General features: G+C 71.9%; 23 protein-coding genes, 1 pseudogene and 1 riboswitch. Of the genes and pseudogenes, 8 read left to right on the forward strand and 16 right to left on the reverse strand.

The features are described from left to right. From DC432_RS11060 to DC432_RS11085, 6 genes and pseudogenes are all read right to left on the reverse strand, one after another. Positions 1 to 643, reverse strand: a pseudogene (locus DC432_RS11060) (IS5 family transposase); the annotation flags it as partial. 46 nt (positions 644 to 689) lie between these two features. After that, positions 690 to 1,139, reverse strand: coding sequence for a hypothetical protein (locus tag DC432_RS11065; protein WP_116537939.1), 450 nt, complete (start codon positions 1,137 to 1,139; stop codon positions 690 to 692). Positions 1,140 to 1,219: 80 nt separating this feature from the next. After that, complete coding sequence (locus DC432_RS11070; RefSeq protein WP_133177925.1) at positions 1,220 to 1,537, reverse strand: hypothetical protein; 318 nt, start codon at positions 1,535 to 1,537, stop codon at positions 1,220 to 1,222. A gap of 120 nt (positions 1,538 to 1,657) precedes the next feature. After that, complete coding sequence (locus tag DC432_RS11075; protein ID WP_243393099.1) at positions 1,658 to 2,011, reverse strand: hypothetical protein; 354 nt, start codon at positions 2,009 to 2,011, stop codon at positions 1,658 to 1,660. 69 nt (positions 2,012 to 2,080) lie between these two features. After that, positions 2,081 to 2,260 (reverse strand): hypothetical protein, encoded by a 180-nt coding sequence (locus DC432_RS11080; protein ID WP_116537942.1) that lies wholly within the window; start codon positions 2,258 to 2,260, stop codon positions 2,081 to 2,083. After that, entirely contained in the window at positions 2,257 to 2,826 is a 570-nt protein-coding gene (locus tag DC432_RS11085) for a MarR family winged helix-turn-helix transcriptional regulator (RefSeq protein ID WP_116537943.1), read from the reverse strand. Before DC432_RS11085 ends, DC432_RS11080 begins: the two co-directional genes overlap by 4 nt. A gap of 115 nt (positions 2,827 to 2,941) precedes the next feature. Between DC432_RS11085 and DC432_RS11090 the strand changes: the two genes are divergently transcribed. The 3 genes from DC432_RS11090 to DC432_RS16440 all read left to right on the forward strand — a co-directional run bounded on the left by DC432_RS11090 (position 2,942) and on the right by DC432_RS16440 (position 3,973). Next, a complete protein-coding gene (locus DC432_RS11090) occupies positions 2,942 to 3,322 on the forward strand; it encodes a hypothetical protein (protein ID WP_108319378.1) in 381 nt (126 codons plus the stop codon). Between the two features lies 1 nt (position 3,323). Then, complete coding sequence (locus DC432_RS11095; protein ID WP_116537944.1) at positions 3,324 to 3,653, forward strand: hypothetical protein; 330 nt, start codon at positions 3,324 to 3,326, stop codon at positions 3,651 to 3,653. Positions 3,654 to 3,823: 170 nt separating this feature from the next. Then, positions 3,824 to 3,973 carry a hypothetical protein gene (locus DC432_RS16440; protein WP_165801253.1) on the forward strand — a complete coding sequence of 50 codons (150 nt, stop codon included), beginning with the start codon at positions 3,824 to 3,826 and terminating at the stop codon, positions 3,971 to 3,973. A 53-nt stretch (positions 3,974 to 4,026) separates the two neighbouring features. Here DC432_RS16440 and DC432_RS11100 read toward each other — a convergent pair whose 3' ends face one another. From DC432_RS11100 to DC432_RS11120, 5 genes are all read right to left on the reverse strand, one after another. Further along, positions 4,027 to 5,097: a spore photoproduct lyase family protein gene (locus DC432_RS11100; RefSeq protein WP_116537945.1), complete on the reverse strand. Its 1,071-nt coding sequence runs from the start codon at positions 5,095 to 5,097 to the stop codon at positions 4,027 to 4,029. Between the two features lie 9 nt (positions 5,098 to 5,106). Continuing rightward, a complete protein-coding gene (locus tag DC432_RS11105; RefSeq protein ID WP_116537946.1) occupies positions 5,107 to 5,931 on the reverse strand; it encodes a DNA-formamidopyrimidine glycosylase family protein in 825 nt (274 codons plus the stop codon). A 2-nt stretch (positions 5,932 to 5,933) separates the two neighbouring features. Further along, a complete protein-coding gene (locus DC432_RS11110) occupies positions 5,934 to 7,415 on the reverse strand; it encodes a phytoene desaturase family protein (RefSeq protein WP_116537947.1) in 1,482 nt (493 codons plus the stop codon). Further along, entirely contained in the window at positions 7,412 to 7,915 is a 504-nt protein-coding gene (locus tag DC432_RS11115; RefSeq protein ID WP_116537948.1) for an SRPBCC family protein, read from the reverse strand. The genes DC432_RS11110 and DC432_RS11115 overlap by 4 nt, the downstream gene beginning before the upstream one ends. Before the next feature lie 165 nt (positions 7,916 to 8,080). After that, complete coding sequence (locus tag DC432_RS11120; RefSeq protein ID WP_207770808.1) at positions 8,081 to 9,280, reverse strand: sensor histidine kinase; 1,200 nt, start codon at positions 9,278 to 9,280, stop codon at positions 8,081 to 8,083. A gap of 115 nt (positions 9,281 to 9,395) precedes the next feature. On the opposite strand from DC432_RS11120, the gene DC432_RS11125 reads away from it, so the two are divergent. Then, positions 9,396 to 9,659 carry a hypothetical protein gene (locus tag DC432_RS11125; protein WP_116537950.1) on the forward strand — a complete coding sequence of 88 codons (264 nt, stop codon included), beginning with the start codon at positions 9,396 to 9,398 and terminating at the stop codon, positions 9,657 to 9,659. 66 nt (positions 9,660 to 9,725) lie between these two features. Here the strand turns inward: DC432_RS11125 and DC432_RS11130 are convergent, their stop codons facing one another. From DC432_RS11130 to DC432_RS11150, 5 genes are all read right to left on the reverse strand, one after another. Then, positions 9,726 to 11,042 carry a hypothetical protein gene (locus DC432_RS11130; RefSeq protein ID WP_116537951.1) on the reverse strand — a complete coding sequence of 439 codons (1,317 nt, stop codon included), beginning with the start codon at positions 11,040 to 11,042 and terminating at the stop codon, positions 9,726 to 9,728. A gap of 129 nt (positions 11,043 to 11,171) precedes the next feature. Continuing rightward, on the reverse strand, positions 11,172 to 11,495 hold the full coding sequence (locus DC432_RS11135; RefSeq protein WP_116537952.1) for a DMT family transporter: 324 nt from the start codon (positions 11,493 to 11,495) through the stop codon (positions 11,172 to 11,174). A 10-nt stretch (positions 11,496 to 11,505) separates the two neighbouring features. Next, positions 11,506 to 11,570: riboswitch (guanidine-III (ykkC-III) riboswitch) on the reverse strand. A 247-nt stretch (positions 11,571 to 11,817) separates the two neighbouring features. Continuing rightward, positions 11,818 to 12,678 (reverse strand): CPBP family intramembrane glutamic endopeptidase, encoded by an 861-nt coding sequence (locus DC432_RS11140; protein WP_207770809.1) that lies wholly within the window; start codon positions 12,676 to 12,678, stop codon positions 11,818 to 11,820. Next, on the reverse strand, positions 12,675 to 13,400 hold the full coding sequence (gene trmB / locus DC432_RS11145) for a tRNA (guanosine(46)-N7)-methyltransferase TrmB (RefSeq protein WP_116537953.1): 726 nt from the start codon (positions 13,398 to 13,400) through the stop codon (positions 12,675 to 12,677). Before trmB ends, DC432_RS11140 begins: the two co-directional genes overlap by 4 nt. 92 nt (positions 13,401 to 13,492) lie before the next feature. Then, the gene (locus tag DC432_RS11150) at positions 13,493 to 14,326 is read right to left on the reverse strand and encodes a DUF3097 domain-containing protein (protein WP_116537954.1); all 834 of its coding nucleotides are present in this window, start codon (positions 14,324 to 14,326) and stop codon (positions 13,493 to 13,495) included. 124 nt (positions 14,327 to 14,450) lie between these two features. Here DC432_RS11150 and DC432_RS16860 point away from each other — a divergent pair, with 124 nt between their 5' ends. The 4 genes from DC432_RS16860 to DC432_RS11170 all read left to right on the forward strand — a co-directional run bounded on the left by DC432_RS16860 (position 14,451) and on the right by DC432_RS11170 (position 18,764). Further along, the gene (locus DC432_RS16860; RefSeq protein WP_116537955.1) at positions 14,451 to 16,586 is read left to right on the forward strand and encodes a TPM domain-containing protein; all 2,136 of its coding nucleotides are present in this window, start codon (positions 14,451 to 14,453) and stop codon (positions 16,584 to 16,586) included. A 92-nt stretch (positions 16,587 to 16,678) separates the two neighbouring features. Continuing rightward, positions 16,679 to 17,434 carry a PspA/IM30 family protein gene (locus DC432_RS11160; RefSeq protein WP_108319907.1) on the forward strand — a complete coding sequence of 252 codons (756 nt, stop codon included), beginning with the start codon at positions 16,679 to 16,681 and terminating at the stop codon, positions 17,432 to 17,434. A 65-nt stretch (positions 17,435 to 17,499) separates the two neighbouring features. Beyond that, positions 17,500 to 18,312, forward strand: a complete 813-nt coding sequence (locus DC432_RS11165) for an arginase family protein (protein ID WP_116537956.1) — start codon at positions 17,500 to 17,502, stop codon at positions 18,310 to 18,312. Next, complete coding sequence (locus DC432_RS11170; protein ID WP_116537957.1) at positions 18,309 to 18,764, forward strand: Fe-S oxidoreductase; 456 nt, start codon at positions 18,309 to 18,311, stop codon at positions 18,762 to 18,764. Before DC432_RS11165 ends, DC432_RS11170 begins: the two co-directional genes overlap by 4 nt. The last annotated feature ends 64 nt before the right edge of the window (positions 18,765 to 18,828 follow it).

Raw genomic sequence — 18,828 nt, forward strand, 5'->3', positions numbered from 1 at the left:
CCCACGCCCCCGCAAGCGTGACCGGATCGCGCGGGACGAGTACGCCTTGTCGCCCCGGACCGCGTCCGGGCGGGTGCGAGGGCGACCGACGGGGCGACCCACGCGAAGCTGATCCAGCAAGGGCAGCAGCATCGGCGAATCACCGGCCTGTCCGGGGGTGATCACCGTGACCAGCGGCAGCCCCTTCCCGTCAACGAGCTGGTGGATCTTCGTCGACAGGCCGCCCCGGGAGCGGCCGATAGCATGATCAGGCGGCTCGACGCCCGGATTCGTGTAATTCGATACAGCCCCCTGTGGGGCGACTCGTGTTCGTCGCGTGCTGATGCGCCCGCGTGATCGTCGAATCCACCGATACCGACCAGTCCACCAGCCCCTCGGCGTCGGCCTGCGCGATCAGCGACTGCACGATCGAGTCCCAGGTGCCTTCGGTCGCGAGCCTGCGATGCCAGGTCCACACGGTCTGCCACGGGCCGAACACTGCAGGAAGATCGCGCCACGCGATCCCGCACCGATACCGGTAAATGATCCCTTCCAGCATCGTCCGCGCGTCCGAGAACTTCCGACCCGGGCGACCCGTCGGCCTCGGCAACATCCCATCGATCAGAGACCACTGAGCATCCGTAAGCAACCGAAACCGCGTCACCGCTCCAGCGTCTCAACCGATCCCCTCAACCTTTGTCAGACACGCCCTAGTGGTGGAACAGGGCGCGGACGCGGCGGGTGAACGGCATCCGGAGCATGACCTCGCGCCCGTCGACGTCGACCGTGACGATCGAGCCGCCCAGCCCGCGGCCGGGGGCGGGTGCGGCGTCGCCGCGGACGTACGCCTCGGCCACGTCGACGTAGACGGCGAGGAGTTGCGCGCTCTGATCCTTGGACGACGACGCGTCGACGAGCTGCATGCGGTGGCCCGTGTCGGTCTCGACCGAGAACCACCGCGAGCCGGGCGTCGACACCAACGCCCACCGGTCACCGCGCGAGAACCGCGCCCAGGCCGCACCGTCGCGCAGCTCGGTCGTGACGGAAAGATCCGCCTGGGCGATGACGAGCACCTCGAGCATGGCGAGCGCCTCGGCGGCCGTGACGTAGTCGGCGCGGTCGGCGCTGAGCCCGCCCCACTCGAATCTGCGCTCGCTCATCCCGCCGCCTCCTCGCCACGCACGTCAGGGATGAGCGTAACCCCGTGACGGGCGGCGCGGGCGGTTGCACCGGTGCGCGCTCAGGCGGGACGCAGACTGTCGTCGGGGTGGAGACTGCGCAGCGGCACAGATCCGTCGACGATCGCCCGCAGCGCCCGGGGGCTGACCTCGAGCTCGGCCGAGAGGGTCTCGATGCCGGTTCCGGACGACACCGCCGCCCGGAGCGCCGACTCTGCTTCTCGGGTGGCCTGGTCGACCTCGCCCGCGGAACTGCGGACGAAGGCGGCCAGGCGCGCCTTGGCGAGCCGGATCCACGCACGCTGGCGCTCTCTGAGGTCGACGGACTCGGCGGGCGCGTCAGGGGCGGGTGCGAGGGCACCGTGGCGGTCGGGCGTCATGACTCTCCACTCCGGGCGTTCGACGCTCGCGCGGATCGCGGGCGTCATCCCATGCTGAGGGAGGGCGGGGACGAGCACATCCTCCGAGAGGATGAACTCGGATGAACGTCGGGTGACGTCTCAGGCCCGGGTCGGCTGGTCGAAGTCCCAGTCGATCGGCTCGTCGTCGGCATCCCGATCCGGCTCCACGGCGCGCAGGTGCGGGCGCGGGAACAGACGGTGGTTCTTCAGCTCCTCGGCGGCGCGCGAGAAGTCCGGTTCCTCGTCGTTCCACTCGACCGGGGAGGACAGCACGTCGTTGCCGACGCCGATGACGAGCTCGGCCTGGGCGACCTTCTTCTCGTCGGTGACGATCGGGATGTGCACGGCCTCGGCCTGTCCCTCTTTCGCCACCGCGGCGGTCAGCTCGACGAGCGACTGCGCGACGTCGTCGGTGGTCGTCACGGTTTCACCGGCATAGGTCACGCTTCTCATGATCCGAGCTTGCGCGAGGATCAGCGCCGATCCACGCGGGTTGCCCTCGCGCGCCGGGTGGGGTACGGCTCAGTCCCGTCGCTGCGCGCTGCGGAACATCGCCTCGTCGAGTTCGAACCAGACCGCACGCACCGTGTCGAACTCCCCGAAGGGTTCGGGCTGGGGATCGCTGAGCGAGAGGCGGTAGCCGCGAGGCAGGTCGTCCACGTGCTGTCCGTCGCGCGGGCCGCCGACGAGCACGTAGATCACGGGGACTCGATCTGCGGGGTCTCGTTCGCGGACGGTTCGACCGCGACGCCGTCGACGGCGTCGCTCATGCGGTGCAGGAAGGCCACCACGGCGGCCGACTCTTCGGGCGTCATGTCGATGACGGCCGCGAGCATGCGATCGTGCATGTTGCCGAGGGTCTGACGCACCTCGGCGTCGGCGCGTGGCGTCGACTCGATGAAGATGCTCCGACGATCGTCGGGGTTGGCGCTGCGCACGATGTGGCCCGACCGCTCGAGACGGTCGAGGATGGCCGTGGTCGACGCGGTCGACAGCCCGAGGTAGCGGGTGAGCTCGCCCGGGCGGACGCGCCTCGACTTGTCGCGCAGCAGATAGCGCAGGACGAGCAGCTCGTTCTCGCCCATCGACATCGAGTCGCGGGTGCGGCGCCGCATGGCGACCTCGGCCGCGCGATAGATGCGCAGCGCTTCGAGGACGGCCTTGCTGCGACGCCGGCGGTCGGCGGGCTCGTCGCCGTACCAGTACGTGACCTCGTCGTCCGGCTCCGTGGTGGCGGGTTCGCGGGACGTGGTTTCGACGTCTGTCATGGCACACTCCTCCCCGCTCGTCCCGCAACTATACAACGAAACAAATAGTTAGACAAACTAGTTACTAAGCGAGTATGTTCTACACACAGCTAATCGCTTCTGAAGGGAGTTCCCCATGGGCCACCTGTTCTACGGCACGTCTACCGAGTCGATCACCATCCCCGACCGCCTGCTCTCCCACCTCAAGGTGGTCGCGACCACCAAGCTCCGTCGCTCCGAGAGCTTCACCCTCAGCTGGACGCACGTCGACGGCACCCCCGGTCGTTCCACCCTGTGGCTGCAGCCCGCGATCCCGCTGCGCTTCGTCTTCGACTCCGCCGAGCCCGAGTCCCTGAACGCCACCGCGCTGAAGAACATGGCCGACATGGCCAACTCCTCCGCGGGACTCGTCGTCGATCTGACCGCCGAGATCCCCGCCGCCGACGCCGCGCCGCGCACCCCGGTCCGCGCCGCCGCCCCGGCCGCCCGCCGTCGCTCCCTCTCGGTCGCCGCCTGACATGTCCTCCGCCACCACTGCCCTCACCTCGGCCCGCGTGACGTGGGCCGGAGTCGACACCGGCTTCTGGGTCGCCCATCGCGGCGGCGAGTACTTCGGGTGCGTCGACGCCGTCGCCGGGGGTTTCGTGTCGCGCGATGCCCACGGCATCCCGATCGGTCGTTACGACGCGCTCGACGCGGCCAAGGCGTCCCTTCGCACCACGACGCATCCCGCGAACACTCGGCACCGCGCTCGCCTCGAGCGCGCCGCGCTCGTGACCGCCACCGCCGTCGGGGGGACGGCCCTGGCCTTCGCCCTGACCGCCGGCGCCCTGGCGCCCTACCTGTGAACGGCACCGCCGAGGGCGACCTGCGCGACGACGCCGATGCCTTCGAAGAGGCCGCGACCGCCGACTTCACCGCCCGGTACGGCGTCACTCCGCTCTGACCGCGCGTCGACCCCCTGGACACGGCCGACGAGTCGTGTCACGGTCGCAGTCCATTCGACGAAGGGAATCCCATGACTCCGCACGACGGCCGCGCAGACGACGCCCCCGATCAGGACGCGAACGGCGCGGGCAGCGAATCGCCCGAAGAGGGTGCCGCCGCTCAGCGCGACGCGGACGACGCCGCATCGACGGACGACTCCCCCACCGGCGACATCAGCTGACCGACGACCCCGGGTGCCTCACGGCCCCGGGGTCGATCGCTGTCCGGGCGCGTTCAGAACGCGTAGCGCACCCGGCAGTACGGCAGCTTCTCGGCGATGAGCGCGGTGAGCGCGGCCACGCTCTCGGCCTTGAGGGGATGCCGGTACCGGACGTTGACCGCCCCGTTCTGCGACCTCTTCTCTTCTTGCGTGGCGGGGGTCCAGAGCAGGTCCTCGCCCTTGGGGTGCCACCCCAGGTTGACCTCGTGCAACCCCTCGTTGTGCGTGAGGAAGATCACCTCGCAGGCGAGCTGCGCCTTGGCCCGCGGGTGCAGGGCGGCGTCGAGCTGATCGAACAGCTCGGACCAGTCGCGCAACCACGTGGGGGTGAGGATCACGGGCGAGAAGTTGACGTGCACCTCGTACCCGGCGTCGACGAAGTCGTTGATGGCCGCGATGCGCTCGGCCATCGGCGAAGTGCGCAGGTCGGTCACGCGCGCGGTGTCGGCCGGCATGAGCGAGAAGCGGATGCGAGTACGCCCCGCCGGGTCCCACTCGAGCAGATCGCGGTTGACGAACTTCGTCGCGAACGACGCCTTGGCGGTGGGGAGCATGCGGAACAGGTCGCACACGTCGCGCACGTTCTCGCTGATCATCGCGTCGACCGAGCAGTCGCCGTTCTCGCCGATGTCGTAGACCCACGCCTCGGGGTCGCACTGGTTGGGTTCGGTCTTGGGGCCCCGCGCAGCAACGTGACGGGCGAGATGCCGAGTGATCTGCTCGATGTTGGCGAAGACCGTGATGGGGTTGCTGTACCCCTTGCGTCGGGGGACGTAGCAGTACGCGCACGCCATGGCGCAGCCGTTCGACAGCGAGGGGGCGATGAAGTCGGCGGAGCGGCCGTTCACGCGCGTCGTCACGCTCTTCTTGACGCCCAGCACCAACGCCTCGGTCTTGATCCGCACCCAGCGCGCGACGTTCGTCTCGTCGCCGTGCACCTCGGGGATCTGCCAGTGCGAGGCGATCGGGACGATCCGGGCCTCGGGCCATCGCGCCACGATCTCGCGCCCGCGCTCGAGCTCGAGCGCGGCGTCCTCGGCGTAGATGCGGGTGACGCGCAGCAGGTTCTCACGGTGGACGGCCATCGTCCCGTTCTACTCCGGGGGTCCGACATCGGCGCCGGACGGCGAGGGCTGGCACCGCGGACACCACCACGTCCGCCGCTGCTCCGGGTCGTTCGCGACCTCGTCGCGCACCCGCACCCGGGTGCCGCAGCGCAGACACGGTCGGCCGGCGCGCCCCACGACCCAGTGCGACGAACCGCGGCGCCGGTCGCCGGTCGTGACCTGATACATGCCCGGCACGGTGGCCGACAGGCGCAGGCACCGCGCGGCGAGCGCCACCAGCGCGTGCAGGTCGGTCGCTCCGATGGGAGCGAACGGGTGGATGCCGCGCAGGAAGGCGAGCTCGTTGACCCACAGGTTGCCGAGGCCCGCCATCCGCGTCTGATCCAGGAGCGCGGCGACGACGGGTCGATCGGGTCGCTGCGACAGGCGCCGCACCGCCTCGTCGGCATCCCAGTCCTCCCGCAACGGATCGGGACCGAGGTACCCCACGGCGTCGACCTCGCGCGCCGTGGGCACGAGCTCGACCACGGGCAGGTCGATTCCCCACACCTCGCGCCCGTCCGCGAGGCGCATCCGCACGCGCGCCTGATCGCGGACCGCCGTCGGCAGGCGCCGCCCCGCCCGCGTGATCGTCCAGCTGCCCTGCATGCGCAGGTGCGTGTGCAGGGTGCGGCCGTCGTCGAAGCGGGTCAGCAGGTGCTTGCCGTGCGTGTCGTAGGCGACGATCGTCACCCCGGCGAGAGAGCGACCGGCGGCGGTGCCGGAGCGCACCTCGCCGTCGACCACGAGGGAACCGCGGGTAGCGGCATCCAATCTGCGTCGCAGTCGGAAGACGCTGTCGCCCTCGGGCACCGTCAGCGCGCCGCGGTGAAGAGCTGGTCGTCGCGGGGAGCCAGCCCCGGGCGCAGGCGCGTGCCGAACTCGTGTCGCAGGACGCTCAGGGCGGCCTGCCACCCCGCGAGGCCGTGCACTCCGGGACCGGGGCTCGCCGACGAGGAGCACAGGTAGACACCGCGCATCGGTGTGCGCCACGGGTCGGGACTGTAGACGGGCCGGCCGAGCAGCTGGGTGAGCGTGGGCGCACCGGCCGAGATGTCTCCCCCGGGGAAGTTGGGGTTCCACGCCGCGATGTCGACGGCCGTGCGCGAGGACGACGCCAGCACCGTGTCGCGGAACCCGGGGGCGAAGCGCTCGATCTGGCGGACCACCGCCTCTTCGCGATCGGCGGGACTGCCCGCGGGCACGTGCGTATAGGCCCAGAGCACGTGCCGGCCGGCGGGAGCACGCGTGGCGTCGAAGAGCGTCGGCTGCGCCGCCAGCACGTACGGCGCGTCGGGCAGCTGACCGCGGTCGACCGCGTTCTCGGCCGCCGCAATCTCGGCCCGCGTTCCGCCGATGTGGACGGTGCCCGAGCGCGCCACATCGGGGTCGGCCCACGGCACCGGTTCCGACAGAGCGAAATCGACCTTGGCGACACCGCCGCCGTAGCGGAACCGCTCCAGCGTGCGACGGTAGGCCGACGGCATCCGCGCCCCCGCCAGGCGGATCATCGTGCGGGGGTTCGTGTCGAGCAGCACCGCGCGGGCGGGAGGCAGCTCGTCGAGCGAGGTCACCTCGACGCCCGCGTGCAGCACACCGCCGTGCGCGCGGATGTCGTCGATCATCGCGTCGGCGATGGACTGGCTGCCGCCGACCGGGATCGGCCAGCCGCGGCCGTGACCGTAGGTGGCGAGCACCAGACCCGCACCGCCCGCGGCCAGGCTCGGCTGGTGCAGGATCGTGTGCGCGGACACGCCGGTGATCATGCTCGGCGCGACCTCGTCGCGGAAGCGGGTGTTCCACCACGGTCCCCCCTGCTCGAGCGCGCGCAGACCGAAGAACACGGCCGCGAGGGGGTCGCCCGGGATGCGCAGAAGGGCGTTGCCGGTGAAGTCGGCGACACCCCGCAGGTGCGACACCAGGGGCTTCATGAGACGCTCGTACGCGGGTCCGTCGACGCCCAGGCCCTCGGCCGCCCGCGAGAGATCGCGCCAGGCCAGGCCCGCGCGCCCACCGTCGAGGGGGTGCGCGTACGACACCTCCGGCACGACGAACGGCACGCGGCGGTCCAGGCCGAACTCGCGGAAGAACCACGACTCGAGGGCGAGCGGGTGCACGGCCGAACCGACGTCGTGGCGATAGCCGGGCAGCGTCAGCTCGGCCGTCGCGGCGGCACCGCCGAACTGCGCGGACCGCTCGTAGACCGCGACCGCGAGACCCGCGCGCGCGAGCGTCACCGCCGCCGCCAGGCCGTTGGGCCCCGAGCCCACGATGATCGCGTCGTAGCTCTCGCTCATCGCTGCAGGGGCTCCTTCTCGGCGGTCGAGGCATGTCCGATCGCGCTCGCACCGCCGGTGGTACCGGGCGCTCCGCCCTCGGCGAGGTAGGCGAGGCGGTGCAGCGTCTCGGCGTTGCGCCACCGGGTGATGGCGTCGAAGACGGTGTCGGGCAGGATCGTGGTCGGGCCGGACACCGGCTCTTCTTGGATGCGCACGACGCACGCGTCTCCGCGCGGCTTGACGTCGATGGCCACGCGGGCGACGCCGATCGGGCCGCCGTGCGGCTCGAGAACGGCACGGTGGGGCGGATCCCAGACCCGCATCACGGTGGTGTCGTTCACCAGCAGCGGCCACGAGCCGAAGGAGTGGTGCAGGGTCGCCCCCTCGGCGGGCCAGTCCTCGCCCACGTCGCGCATGCGCGACGTGCCCACCACCCAGAGGGGGTAGAGCCAGCCGTTCTCGAGAACGCGGAACACGTCGTCGGGGGTGCAGTGCAACAGGCGGACGTTGCGGGCCATGCGCCGATCCTCCCCGCCGAAGAGGTGCGGACGGATGCCGCGAGAAGCCGCCTCGACTTCGCCCACGCTACGGTCACCCACCGACACCCGTCGCGGAGGTTGCGCCCCGGCGCAGGTCCGGGTATCGCGGCGGCCGGAACCGCCCGCGATCCGACGGCGCCGCGCTCACGCCGCCGCGGCACCCCGCTGACGCCCGGCCGCGGGCAGGACGAACCACGCGCGCGTGCCGCCCGTGGGCGAGACGTCCAGGCCGATCGAGCCGCCGTGCGCGTCGACGATGCGGCGGCAGGTCGCCAAGCCGATGCCGATGCCCTGCACGTCGGCCCCGTGGTTGCGCTGCATCGGCTCGAACACGCGCTCGCGCATCTCGGGCTCCACCGCATCGCCGTTGTCGTCCACCGTGATGCGCCACCCGTCGGGCAGCACCTCGACGCTCACGCGCACCTCGGGCACCCGCTCGGCGGCCACCGTGAACTTCACCGCATTCGCGATGAGGTTCTGCAGCAGCACCCGCAGCAGGGTGTCGTCGCCGCGGACGAAGGTCTCGGCATCCACCGTCACCGTGGCGCCCGTGGCGACGAGGGCGCCGTCGAGGTCCTCGAGCACGGCGTCGACGGTCTCGGCCACGTCGACCTCGCCCAGGTGCGGTCGCGTGCCCCCCATGCGCGCGAAGTCGAGCAGGTCGGCGACCATCGCGCTCATGCGGCCGGCCGCGGCCTCGGCGCGCGCGAGCGAACGCGCAGCCCGCGGTGCCGCCGCCATCTCGGGGCTGTCGGCCGCCAGTTCGAGGAAGCCCGTCAGCGCGGTGAGGGGGTTCCGCAGGTCATGGCTGACCTGCGCCGCGAAGCTCTCGAGCTGGGCGTTGGATTCGACGAGGTCGCGCTGCACGCGCCGCAGCTCGAGGACGTCGATGACCTGGTGGGCGAGCAGATCGAGAGCGCGGCTGCTGGCATCCGAGAGCTCTCCGACCTCGTCGTCGAAGACGCAGAGCGTGCCGATCGCCACCCCGTCGGGGGTGATCAGCGGGCTCGAGGCGTAGAAGCGGACGTTCGCGATCTCGCCGGTGACGAAGGCGTTCGCGGCGAAGCGGGAGTCCAGACGCGCGTCGGGGACGACGACCCGACCGGGGTTCACGATGACCGCGGCGCACATCGAGTCCTCGCGCGAGCAGGTGGCCGCCTGGATGCCGACCGCCGCGACCTGGTGCTGCATGCGGTCGTCGATGATGTTGATGACCGCCGTCGGCACGGCGCACACGGTCGCCGCGAGCTCGACCAGACCTTGCAGGTCGGGCTCGGGCGGTTCGCCCACGAGTCGGTACTGCGCGATGGCCTCTCGCCTGGTCACATCGTGTGCGGTCGACACATTTCCCCCTGCGGTCGTTCTGCCCGGCGACGAGCCTAGCGCCCGGCGGTTACACCGTCGCGACCCGATCGGGAAGGGGCTCGCGCAGGCGGGCCGCGACGCGCAGAGTCGGCCCATGAGCACACCGAGCCCCTTCCCCGGATCCCCCGCCGAGCCGACCGCGCCCACGCCGTCGGAGCCCACGGCACCCACACCCACCGAACCGACGGTCCCGCTCACGCCCGAGACGCAGCCCGGGCCGGCCTCCGGCGGCGACGGCGGTGCGGGCGCCTTCGCCCGGGAGCAGGGCGACGCCGTCGGCTCCGCCGAGATGGATGCCGACAACGCCGTCGAGCAGGACGTGATCGACGCCGTCGACCCCGGCGGCTCGCCCGACTGATCGCTCGTCGAGAACGCGGAAGGGCGGTGCCGATCGGCACCGCCCTTCCGTCCGTTCAGGAGCGGATCACGGGTTTCCGCGGGTCCACAGCAGCAGGATGGCCACGAGCTGCAGCACCACGCACCCCGCGAGGATCGCGACGCGACGCCGCGGGGTCGAGGACCAGCGCTCGTCGCCCAGCAGGGGAGCCATGGGCATGAGCAGGCGGAAGGTGCTCTGCTGCGGCAGGAAGACCGCGAGGATGTACACGCCGTAGCTGAAGCCGTAGGCCACGACCATGAGGCCCAGCTTGCGGACGGGGCGCGACCACATGAGCGCGAGGAAGCCGACGATCAGCGCCACGACGAGCACGACGCCCACGACGCCGAGGTGTGTCGCCGCCTGACGGAACCACGGCGTGAAGGGCGTGAACTCGTCGTTGCCGACGTAGTCCAGCCACCAGCCGAGCTCGGTGCGGATGTAGGCGTTGTGCGTGCCGGTGACGTACTGCGCGATGTGGTTCCACGACAGACCGGCGACCGCGATCGTCAGACCCGAGGCCATGAGCGATGCCCACTCGCGCACCGGGAAGGGGTCGACCTTGCGACGGAAGAAGCGGACGAGGAACACGATGCCCAGCGCCAGCCCCAGCGCGAGCACACCCGGACGCGTGTACGCGGCGATCAGACCGATCGGCAGGATCCACAGGTAGCGCCGCTTGATCGCCAGCAGCATGCCCGCGAACATCAGCAGCATGAACAGGCCCTCGCTGTAGCCGATGACGAAGAGGAACGACATCGGGGCGAACGAGAAGAACACCATTCCCCACCACGCCGGCTGCGGCTTGGTGACGGTGCGCAGCAGCACGAAGAGCAGCCAGGTCGCGCCCAGGCTCGCGCCCAGGCTGAGCAGGACCGCGACCGGCTGCCATCCCAGACCCGTCGCGCCCGAGATCACGCGCACGAGCGTGGGGAACACCGGCAGGAACGCCCAGTTGTTCGGCAGGATGTCGCCCGACACGTTCATCGGCAACGACATGGGGTAGCCCTGCGCCGCGATCTGGCCGTAGCGGTCGGCATCCCACCCCGTGAGGTAGTCGAAGAAGGTGCCGAGGCGCTCACTGTCGGGACCGAAGCCCCAGCGGGCCGCCTTGGCCACCGAGTAGAAGCCCCACAGCAGGCCGAAGTTGACCACGCGGGCGATGGCCCACAGCGCGAGCACCTTGACGAAGGCGCCGCGTTCGATCGGGACGACGCCCTCGGGGGCGCGCAGCACGTCTGCGCCGTACTGGCGCAGCGCCCGTCCGACGCGGGAATCACGCAGACGGTCGAGGCGTCGCGACGGACGCCCGATGACCCTCGACGGTTGCGTCGGGGTGACAAGCTCGCTCGGCGGTGCGCTCACTCGGAACCTTTCACGGGGAAGATGTGGGCGAGTGACGACGGTGTCGGGCCCGGACAAGTGCAGTTGGGGTGGATCGTACCGGATGAAACCGAGCGTTCCATCCGGTTGACTTCGAGCGGAATCCCCTGGTCAGTGGGCGTCGCCGACGACCTTGAGGCCGATGACGCAACCCACCAGCCCCAGGATCAGCAGCACTTTCACCACCGAGATCGCCTCGGCGCCCGAGATCATTCCCACCACGACGGTCAGCGCGGCTCCGATGCCCACCCAGACGGCGTAGGCGGTGCCGGTCGGGATCTCGCGCATCGCGTACGCCAGGCCGGCCATCGAGGCGACCAGTGCGACGCCGAACACGACGCTCGGCCACAGCTTGGTGAACCCCTCGGAACGGCCCAGAGCCGTGGCCCACACGGCTTCGAGGACACCCGAGACGACGAGGACGATCCACGACATGACGATGCTCCTTGGCCAGTCTTGTCGCAGTCCGGGTACTGATCCCTCGTCCGGGGACGCGGAGGGCGTCCACGGTCCAGCGTAGCGGTCGCACCTGAGCAGGGCCCGTGCAGCCGGTCCGCTCCCCCTCCACCCTCCCGCGCCCTCGCCCGCCCTCGCCCCCCCTCGATAAACGCCGTGCGTGTCGAGACACGCTGCGGCGCCGCGTGTCTCGACACGATCGGCGTTTATCGAGGACGGCGCGGCGACGGCGACGCGGCGGTCACCGACGACGGCGATGCGGCGGTCACCGAGGACGACGCGGGAGCCGCGGGATCCGGGATCAGATCAGGAAAATGGATGCCGCGCCGGGGTTGTGCGCGTGAACGAGGACCCCGAACACGACGGCGTCGAACAGCAGGTGCACGGTCACGACGTACCAGAGCGACCGGGTCTTCAAGAAGAGGAAGCCCTGCACGATCGCGAAGGGGATCGTCAGCAGCGGCCCCCACGCCTGGTAGCCGAGCTCCCACAGGAACGAGACGAAGACGATCGCCTGCAGCAGGTTCGCGGTCAGGTCGGGGAAGTGCCGACGCAGCAGCACGAAGACCGTGCAGATGAAGAACAGCTCGTCCCAGATGCCCACGGCGCCGACACCGACGAACAGGCGCGCGATGAGGTCGGGCGTGGTCACCTCGGGCCAGTTCGTGTAGACGCCCGAGGTGATGAAGTAGAACGGCAGGATCAGGTAGCCCAGCACGATGACGCCCGCGAGCCAGGCCCACTGCCACCAGGTCCAGCGTCCGCCGCCGCGCCAGGGGAAACGGATCGCGTGGTCGCGGTAGACGAAGCGCGAGACGACGTAGGGCACGACCACCGCGCCGCCCAGAGCGAGGGTGAAGCGCACGAAGGCCGCGTCGTCGAGCTCGGCCTGCAGCGGGATGAGGCTGACGATGAACTGCCCGAGGGCGACGAGCGAGACGTCGCGGGCGATGCTCGGCTCGGCCCCGCGGGCGAGGGGCACCGCCGCGCGCCGGTCGACGAGGATCGCGGATGCCACGGCGAGCGCGAGCAGGATCCAGCCCAGCCACACGATCTGGACGACGAACAGGACCGGGGCGGCGAGACACACCGACAGTGCCGGGATGAGCTTGGGCGTCCAGGTGGAACGCCCGCGGACCGGCACCGCGGTGTGCGCGGTCACGGCGAGACCCGCGTGTAGGTCAGGTCGCGGATATCGCGGCCCACGCGCAGACCCTTGCGCTCGAACGCGGTGAGGACGCGACCCTCGAAGCGCTCCGCCCACTCCCCCGCGAACGCCCGCTCGAAGGCCGGGGCCTCGTCCAGCACGTCGCGCATCTGATCGGCGTAGTCCTGCCAGTCGGTCGCCAGACGGAGCGTGCCGCCGGGACGCATTGCCCCCGCCGCGATCCGGGCGAAGTCGGGGGCGACGAGACGGCGCTTGGTGTGCTTGTTCTTGTGCCACGGATCGGGGAAGAACACCCACAGCTCGTCGACCGACGCCGCCGGCAGCAGGTGCTCGAGCGCCTCGGGGGCGTTGGCCTCGACGAGCCGCAGGTTTCTCACGCCCTCGCGATCGGCATCCAGCATGGTGCGCGCGAGCCCGGCCGTGAACACCTCGACGGCGAGGAAGTCGGTGTCGGGGTGCGCGGCCGCGGCCGACACGATCTGGTGGCCCTGCCCCGAACCGATCTCGACGACCAGGCGCGCCGCGCGGCCGTAGACCTGCGCCGGGTCGATCGCGGTGCCCGCCTTCACGCTCGTCGCGGCGGCGGCCCGCTCGACCGGCAGCAGGTAGAAGGGCGAGAGCTCGGCCCACGCCCGGTCCTGCGCCTCGGACATGCGTCCGCTGCGCCGGACGAACGACACCGGCTTGTCGCGGAACACGGGGGCGGTGGCATCCATGTCCCCCAGGCTATCCGCCGCGTCCTGTCGCTTCCCGTCCGCGGAAGCGACGGACTCCGATGACTCGCGCGAGAGCGCGCGCTTGCGGCCGCTCACGGGACGGTCACGAAGTCGATGAGCTCCTCGACGCGGCCGAGCAGGGCCGGTTCGAGGTCGCGGAAGGTGGTGACCCTCGACAGGATGTGCTGCCACGCGCGGGCGGTGTCGGCCTGCTCCTCGGCGGGCCAGCCGAGGGCGCGGCAGACGCCGACCTTCCACTCGATGCCGCGGGGCACCTCGGGCCAGGCGGCGATGCCCAGCGCGCGGGGGGTGACGCACTGCCACACGTCGACGAAGGGGTGGCCGACGATGCGCACGTGGGCGCCGTGGCGCCCCCGCGCGATCTTCTCGGCGATGCGCGACTCCTTCGAGTTCGGCACCAGGTGGTCCACGAGGACGCCGTAGCGCCGCTCGGCCGTGGGGGGCTCGGCATCCAGCTTCTGCTCGAGCAGGTCGACGCCCTCGAGGAACTCGACCACGACGCCCTCGGCGCGCAGGTCCGCGCCCCACACCTTCTCGACGAGTTCGGCGTCGTGCTTGCCCTCGACGAAGATGCGACTCGCGCGGGCGGTGCGCGCACGCTGGTCTTCGGCCGCGAAGGATCCGGATGCCGTCCGTGTGCGGCCCTTCGCCGCGGCGGCCGGCGCGGTGAGCACGACCGCGGCCCCGTCCACGAGGAAGCCGCCGCCGAGCGGGAACAGGCGCTTCTTGCCGAAGCGGTCCTCGAGCTCGACGTTCATGCCGTCCACGCGGGTCACCGCGCCGACGAAGCCGTCGCCGACGACCTCGACCACGAGATCCGCGGATGCCGCCACGGGGGCGGGCTTCTTGCGGCCGGCGTCGCGCCAGCCGCGCGCGAGCACGTCCGTGCCGTAGCGGTCGTCCATCGTGTACCTCCGAACGTCTGAGCCTAGGCGGCGCCCCGGTACCTCCGCCGGGGACGCGCCGCTCCTACCCCGGTGTCGGCGGTCGTGCATAGGGTGGAGGACACCCGGCGCCGAAGGAGGATGGATGCGACACCCGAGGGTGGCACGTGCGATCACGACGGTGGTGGTCGCCGCGGCCGGGGTGCTGGTCTCCCCCTGGAGCGCGGCTGCCGTCGCTCCTCCGTCGCTCGGCTCGAGCTACGTGCTCGACCAAGCCGGGGTGCTCACCGACGCGCAAGAGGCCGAGGTGCAGTCCCGCCTCATCACGCTGGGCGATCAGACGGGACTCGACCTGTGGGTGGTCTACGTCGACGGGTTCACCGATCCGCCGGCCGCCGAGGATTGGGCCAACGAGACCGCCAACCGCAACAACCTCGGTCCGCACCAGTATCTGCTCGCGGTGGCGATCGAGGGCGACACGTTCTCGTTCTACCTCTCGGGCGACGTCGACGACGGCGAGCTCTCGGCCGCACAGCTGAGCGCGATCGAGCAGGACCGCGTCCAACCCGCCCTCGAGGCCGGCGACGACGCCGGAGCCGCGATCGCCGCCGCCGACGGCATCCGCACCGCCCACGCCCAGTCGGGCGGCAATCAGCCCGCCCCGCCGCCGACCCCGGCCACGCAGTCCGGTCCCGCCCTGGCGCCGATCGTGCTGGTGGGGCTGCTGCTGGCGGTCATCGCCGGTGCGCTCGTGTGGCTCGCGCTGCGACGACGGCGTCGCACGGGCCAGGGCCCGGGAGCCGGACCGACCGAGAGCATCGACGAGCTGTCGCGGCGCGCCGGCTCGGCGCTGGTCGCCACCGACGACGCCGTCAAGACCAGCGAGCAGGAGCTCGGCTTCGCCCGGGCCCAGTTCGGCGACGACGCCGCGGCCCCCTTCACCGAGGTGCTCGCTCAGGCCAAGGCCGACCTCGACCGCGCTTTCTCGCTCCAGCAGCAGCTCGACGACGACCAGCCCGAGACCGACGAGCAGCGCCGCGCCGCCTACATCGAGATCCTGCGGCTGTGCGCCGGCATCGATGAATCCCTGGATGCCAAGGCCGCGGCCTTCGACGAGCTGCGCGCCCTCGAGGCCGATGCCCCGGCCGCCCTCACGGCCCTGGCCGCGCGCCGCAGCGAGGTCGCGTCCACCGTCACCGGCGCCGACGCCGAGCTCGACGACCTGCGCGGACGCTACACCGAGGACGCCCTCGCACCCGTCGCCGACAACCCCGCGCAGGCACGGACCCGCCTCGAGCTCGCCGCCCACCAAGAGGCCGAGGCCGACGCGGCCCTGGCGGCGGGTCGGACCGGCGAGGCGGCCGTGGCGATCCGCGCCGCCCAAGCCGCCCTGGCCCAGGCCGAGGCGCTGCGGACGGCGATCACCGCACGCGGCGCGGATCTCGACCAGGCGCAGCAACGCGCCGCAGCGCTCGTCGCCGAGCTCGAGGGCGACCTCGCGGCCGCGGCCGAGCTGCCCGACGCCGACGGTCGGGTCGCCGGGGCGATCGCGTCCACGCGCGCGCAGCTCGATACCGGGCGCGCCGCGCTGACAGAGGCGCGCACCGACCCCCTGCGCGCGACCGAGACGCTGCAGCAGGCGAACGCCACGATCGACGCGGTGCTCGCTCAGGTGCGCGACGAGGCCGAACGCCGGCGCCGCGCCGGGTCGCAGCTCGACGCGACGCTCGCGCAGGCGCGGGCGCAGGTTCGCGCGACCGAGGACTTCATCGCCACGCGGCGCGGCGCCGTGGGCGCCACCGCGCGCACGCGTCTGGCCGAGGCCGGAGCAGCCCTCGTGCAGGCGGAGCAGCTGCGCGCGGACGACCCCGAAGGCGCTCTCGCCCTTGCCCAGCGCGCCGCCGGGCTCGCCGATCAGGCCGCGTCCGCCGCGCAGAGCGACGTCGGGTCGTTCGGCGGCGGCGGCGGAGGCGGCGACCTGATGGGGGCCATCCTCGGCGGCATCGCCGTCAACGCCCTGCTCGGCGGCGGCTCGGGCCGACGCGGCGGCTTCGGCGGCGGCGGTCTCGGGGGCCTGGGCGGCCTCGGCGGCGGCTTCGGCTCCGGCGGCTTCGGCTCCGGCGGCTTCGGCTCCGGCGGCTTCGGCTCCGGCGGCTCACGCGGGGGCGGCTTCGGCGGGGGCTTCTCGGGCGGGGGCGGTCGCTCGCGCAGCGGAGGCGGAGGCGGCTTCTCGGGCGGCGGGCGCAGCCGCGCCGGAGGAGGACGCGGAGGACGCCGCTGATCCACCCCTCGCGCCCGCACCGGTCCATCACAGACAATTCGTAGCAACCGCCACCAGACTCGACACCGTCGCTTCCCGGAAGGAACACCCGCATGGCCAAGCAGTCCATCTTCGGTCGCATCTCGACCCTCGTCCGCGCGAACGTCAACGCGCTCCTCGACCAGGCCGAGGACCCGCAGAAGATGCTCGACCAGCTCGTCCGCGACTACTCCAACTCGATCGCCGACGCCGAATCGGCGATCGCCGAGACCATCGGCAACCTGCGCCTGCTCGAGCGCGATCACCAAGAAGACGTCCAGGCCGCGGCCGAGTGGGGCAACAAGGCCCTCGCCGCCAGCCGCAAGGGCGACGAGCTGCGCGCCGCCGGCAACACCGGCGAGGCCGACAAGTTCGACAACCTCGCCAAGATCGCCCTGCAGCGTCAGATCACCGCCGAGGGCGAGGCCAAGGCCGCCGCTCCCACGATCGCCGCCCAGACCGAGGTCGTCGACAAGCTCAAGGACGGCCTCAACGGCATGAAGGGCAAGCTCGAGCAGCTCAAGGCGAAGCGCAACGAGCTGACCGCACGCGCCAAGGTCGCCGAGGCCCAGAACAAGGTCCACGACGCGGTGAAGTCGATCGACGTGCTCGACCCCACGAGCGAGCTCGGCCGTTTCGAAGACAAGATCCGCCGCGAAGAGGCCCTCGCCGCGGGCAAGCAGGAGCTGGCCGCGTCGAGCATCGACGCGCAGTTCAACGCGCTCGAGGACGTGGGCGAACTCACCGAGGTCGAGGCGCGTCTGGCCGCGCTGAAGGTCGGCGGCCCCCAGCGCGCCGCGATCGACGCACCCAGCCCCGATCAGGTCTGACCGATCGCGAATGCACCGCCCGCCTCGTCGGGCGGTGCATTCCCGTCCGACGGCGAGGAGCCCGCATGACCCGATTCATCGTCGCCCCGCAGTGGCAGGGCTCGTCCTCGTCTCGCGCGATGCAGCTCATCGACGGGGCCGAGGCCATCGCCGGGGATCTGCCTCGCGCCTCCACGACGGTGCTCGAGGCTCCGTCCGAGGCGGGCGACGCGCAGGGCACCCGTGTGCAGCGCATGAGCGCCCTGGTCCGCATGCGCGAGCGCATCCACGAGGCGGTGCGCGCCGCCGATGAGCACACCGTCGTGATCGGCGGGGACTGCGGGGTGGCGCTCGGCGCCGTGTCCGCCGTCGCCGGCGACGACCTGGCCGTCGTCTGGCTCGACGCGCACGCCGACCTCAACACTCCCGAGTCCTCGCCCAGCGGCGCCTTCCACGGCATGGTGCTGCGCGCCGTCGCGGGCGACGGCGACACGCTGCTGCGGCTGGATCCCGGCATCCCTCCCTCTCGCCTGGTGCTCGCGGGAACCCGCGCGCTCGACGCCGAAGAGGAACGGTTCGTGCGCGAGAACGGCGTCCGCGTGCTCGCGCCGTCCGACCTGACCGACCCCGACGCCCTCGCCGACGCCGTCGCGGCCACCGGAGCGACCCGCGTGCACGTGCACGTCGACCTCGACGTCCTCGACCCCGCCGAGATCACGGGCGTCGCCCTGCCCGAACCCTTCGGGGCGCGGACGGTCGAGGTCGTGGCATCCATCCGCCGCCTTCGGGAGCGGATGCCGCTGGCCGGCGCGACCCTGACGGAGTTCTCGCCGTCGTCTCCCGCCGCGGCCGTCGACGATCTCGGCACGATCCTGCGCGTGATCGGGGCCCTCGCGTGAGCCCTATCCCCTCTCCCCCGACCGGGTGGCGCGAGCGCGCCGATCGTGCGGTCGCGCGCGGACGGCGTCTGGACCGGTTCATCCCCGGGGCCCTGCTCGACTCACGTGTCAGCCGCGTGGGCTACTGGTACGGCTGCACCGTCGGGTGGGTGTGGGGGTCGATCTGGAGCACGGGCCGGATCGAGAAGCGGCAGGGCCTGTGGGTGTTCCGCGGCCTGCCGGCCTGGGCGTTCCCCCGGGGCGGGGTGTGCGTGGGCGGGTGCTTCCTGACCGGCGACGACCGCCCGAGCGACGCGGTCCTGCGCCACGAGGCCGTTCATAAGGTCCAGTGGCGACGCTACGGCTTCCTGATGCCGGTGCTCTACGCCCTCGCCGGGCGCGACCCCCTGCGCAACCGCTTCGAAATCGAGGCGGGCCTGATCGACGGGAACTACGTCCCTCGGGGCCACTGAGCCTGCGGGCCGTCGGGAGCGCGGGGTGCCGGGCTCGGCGACGCGTGCCAGCCGTACGCGGGCA

Origin of the sequence: Microbacterium testaceum, from assembly GCF_003075375.1 — a bacterium.
Classification (GTDB): domain Bacteria; phylum Actinomycetota; class Actinomycetes; order Actinomycetales; family Microbacteriaceae; genus Microbacterium; species Microbacterium testaceum_E.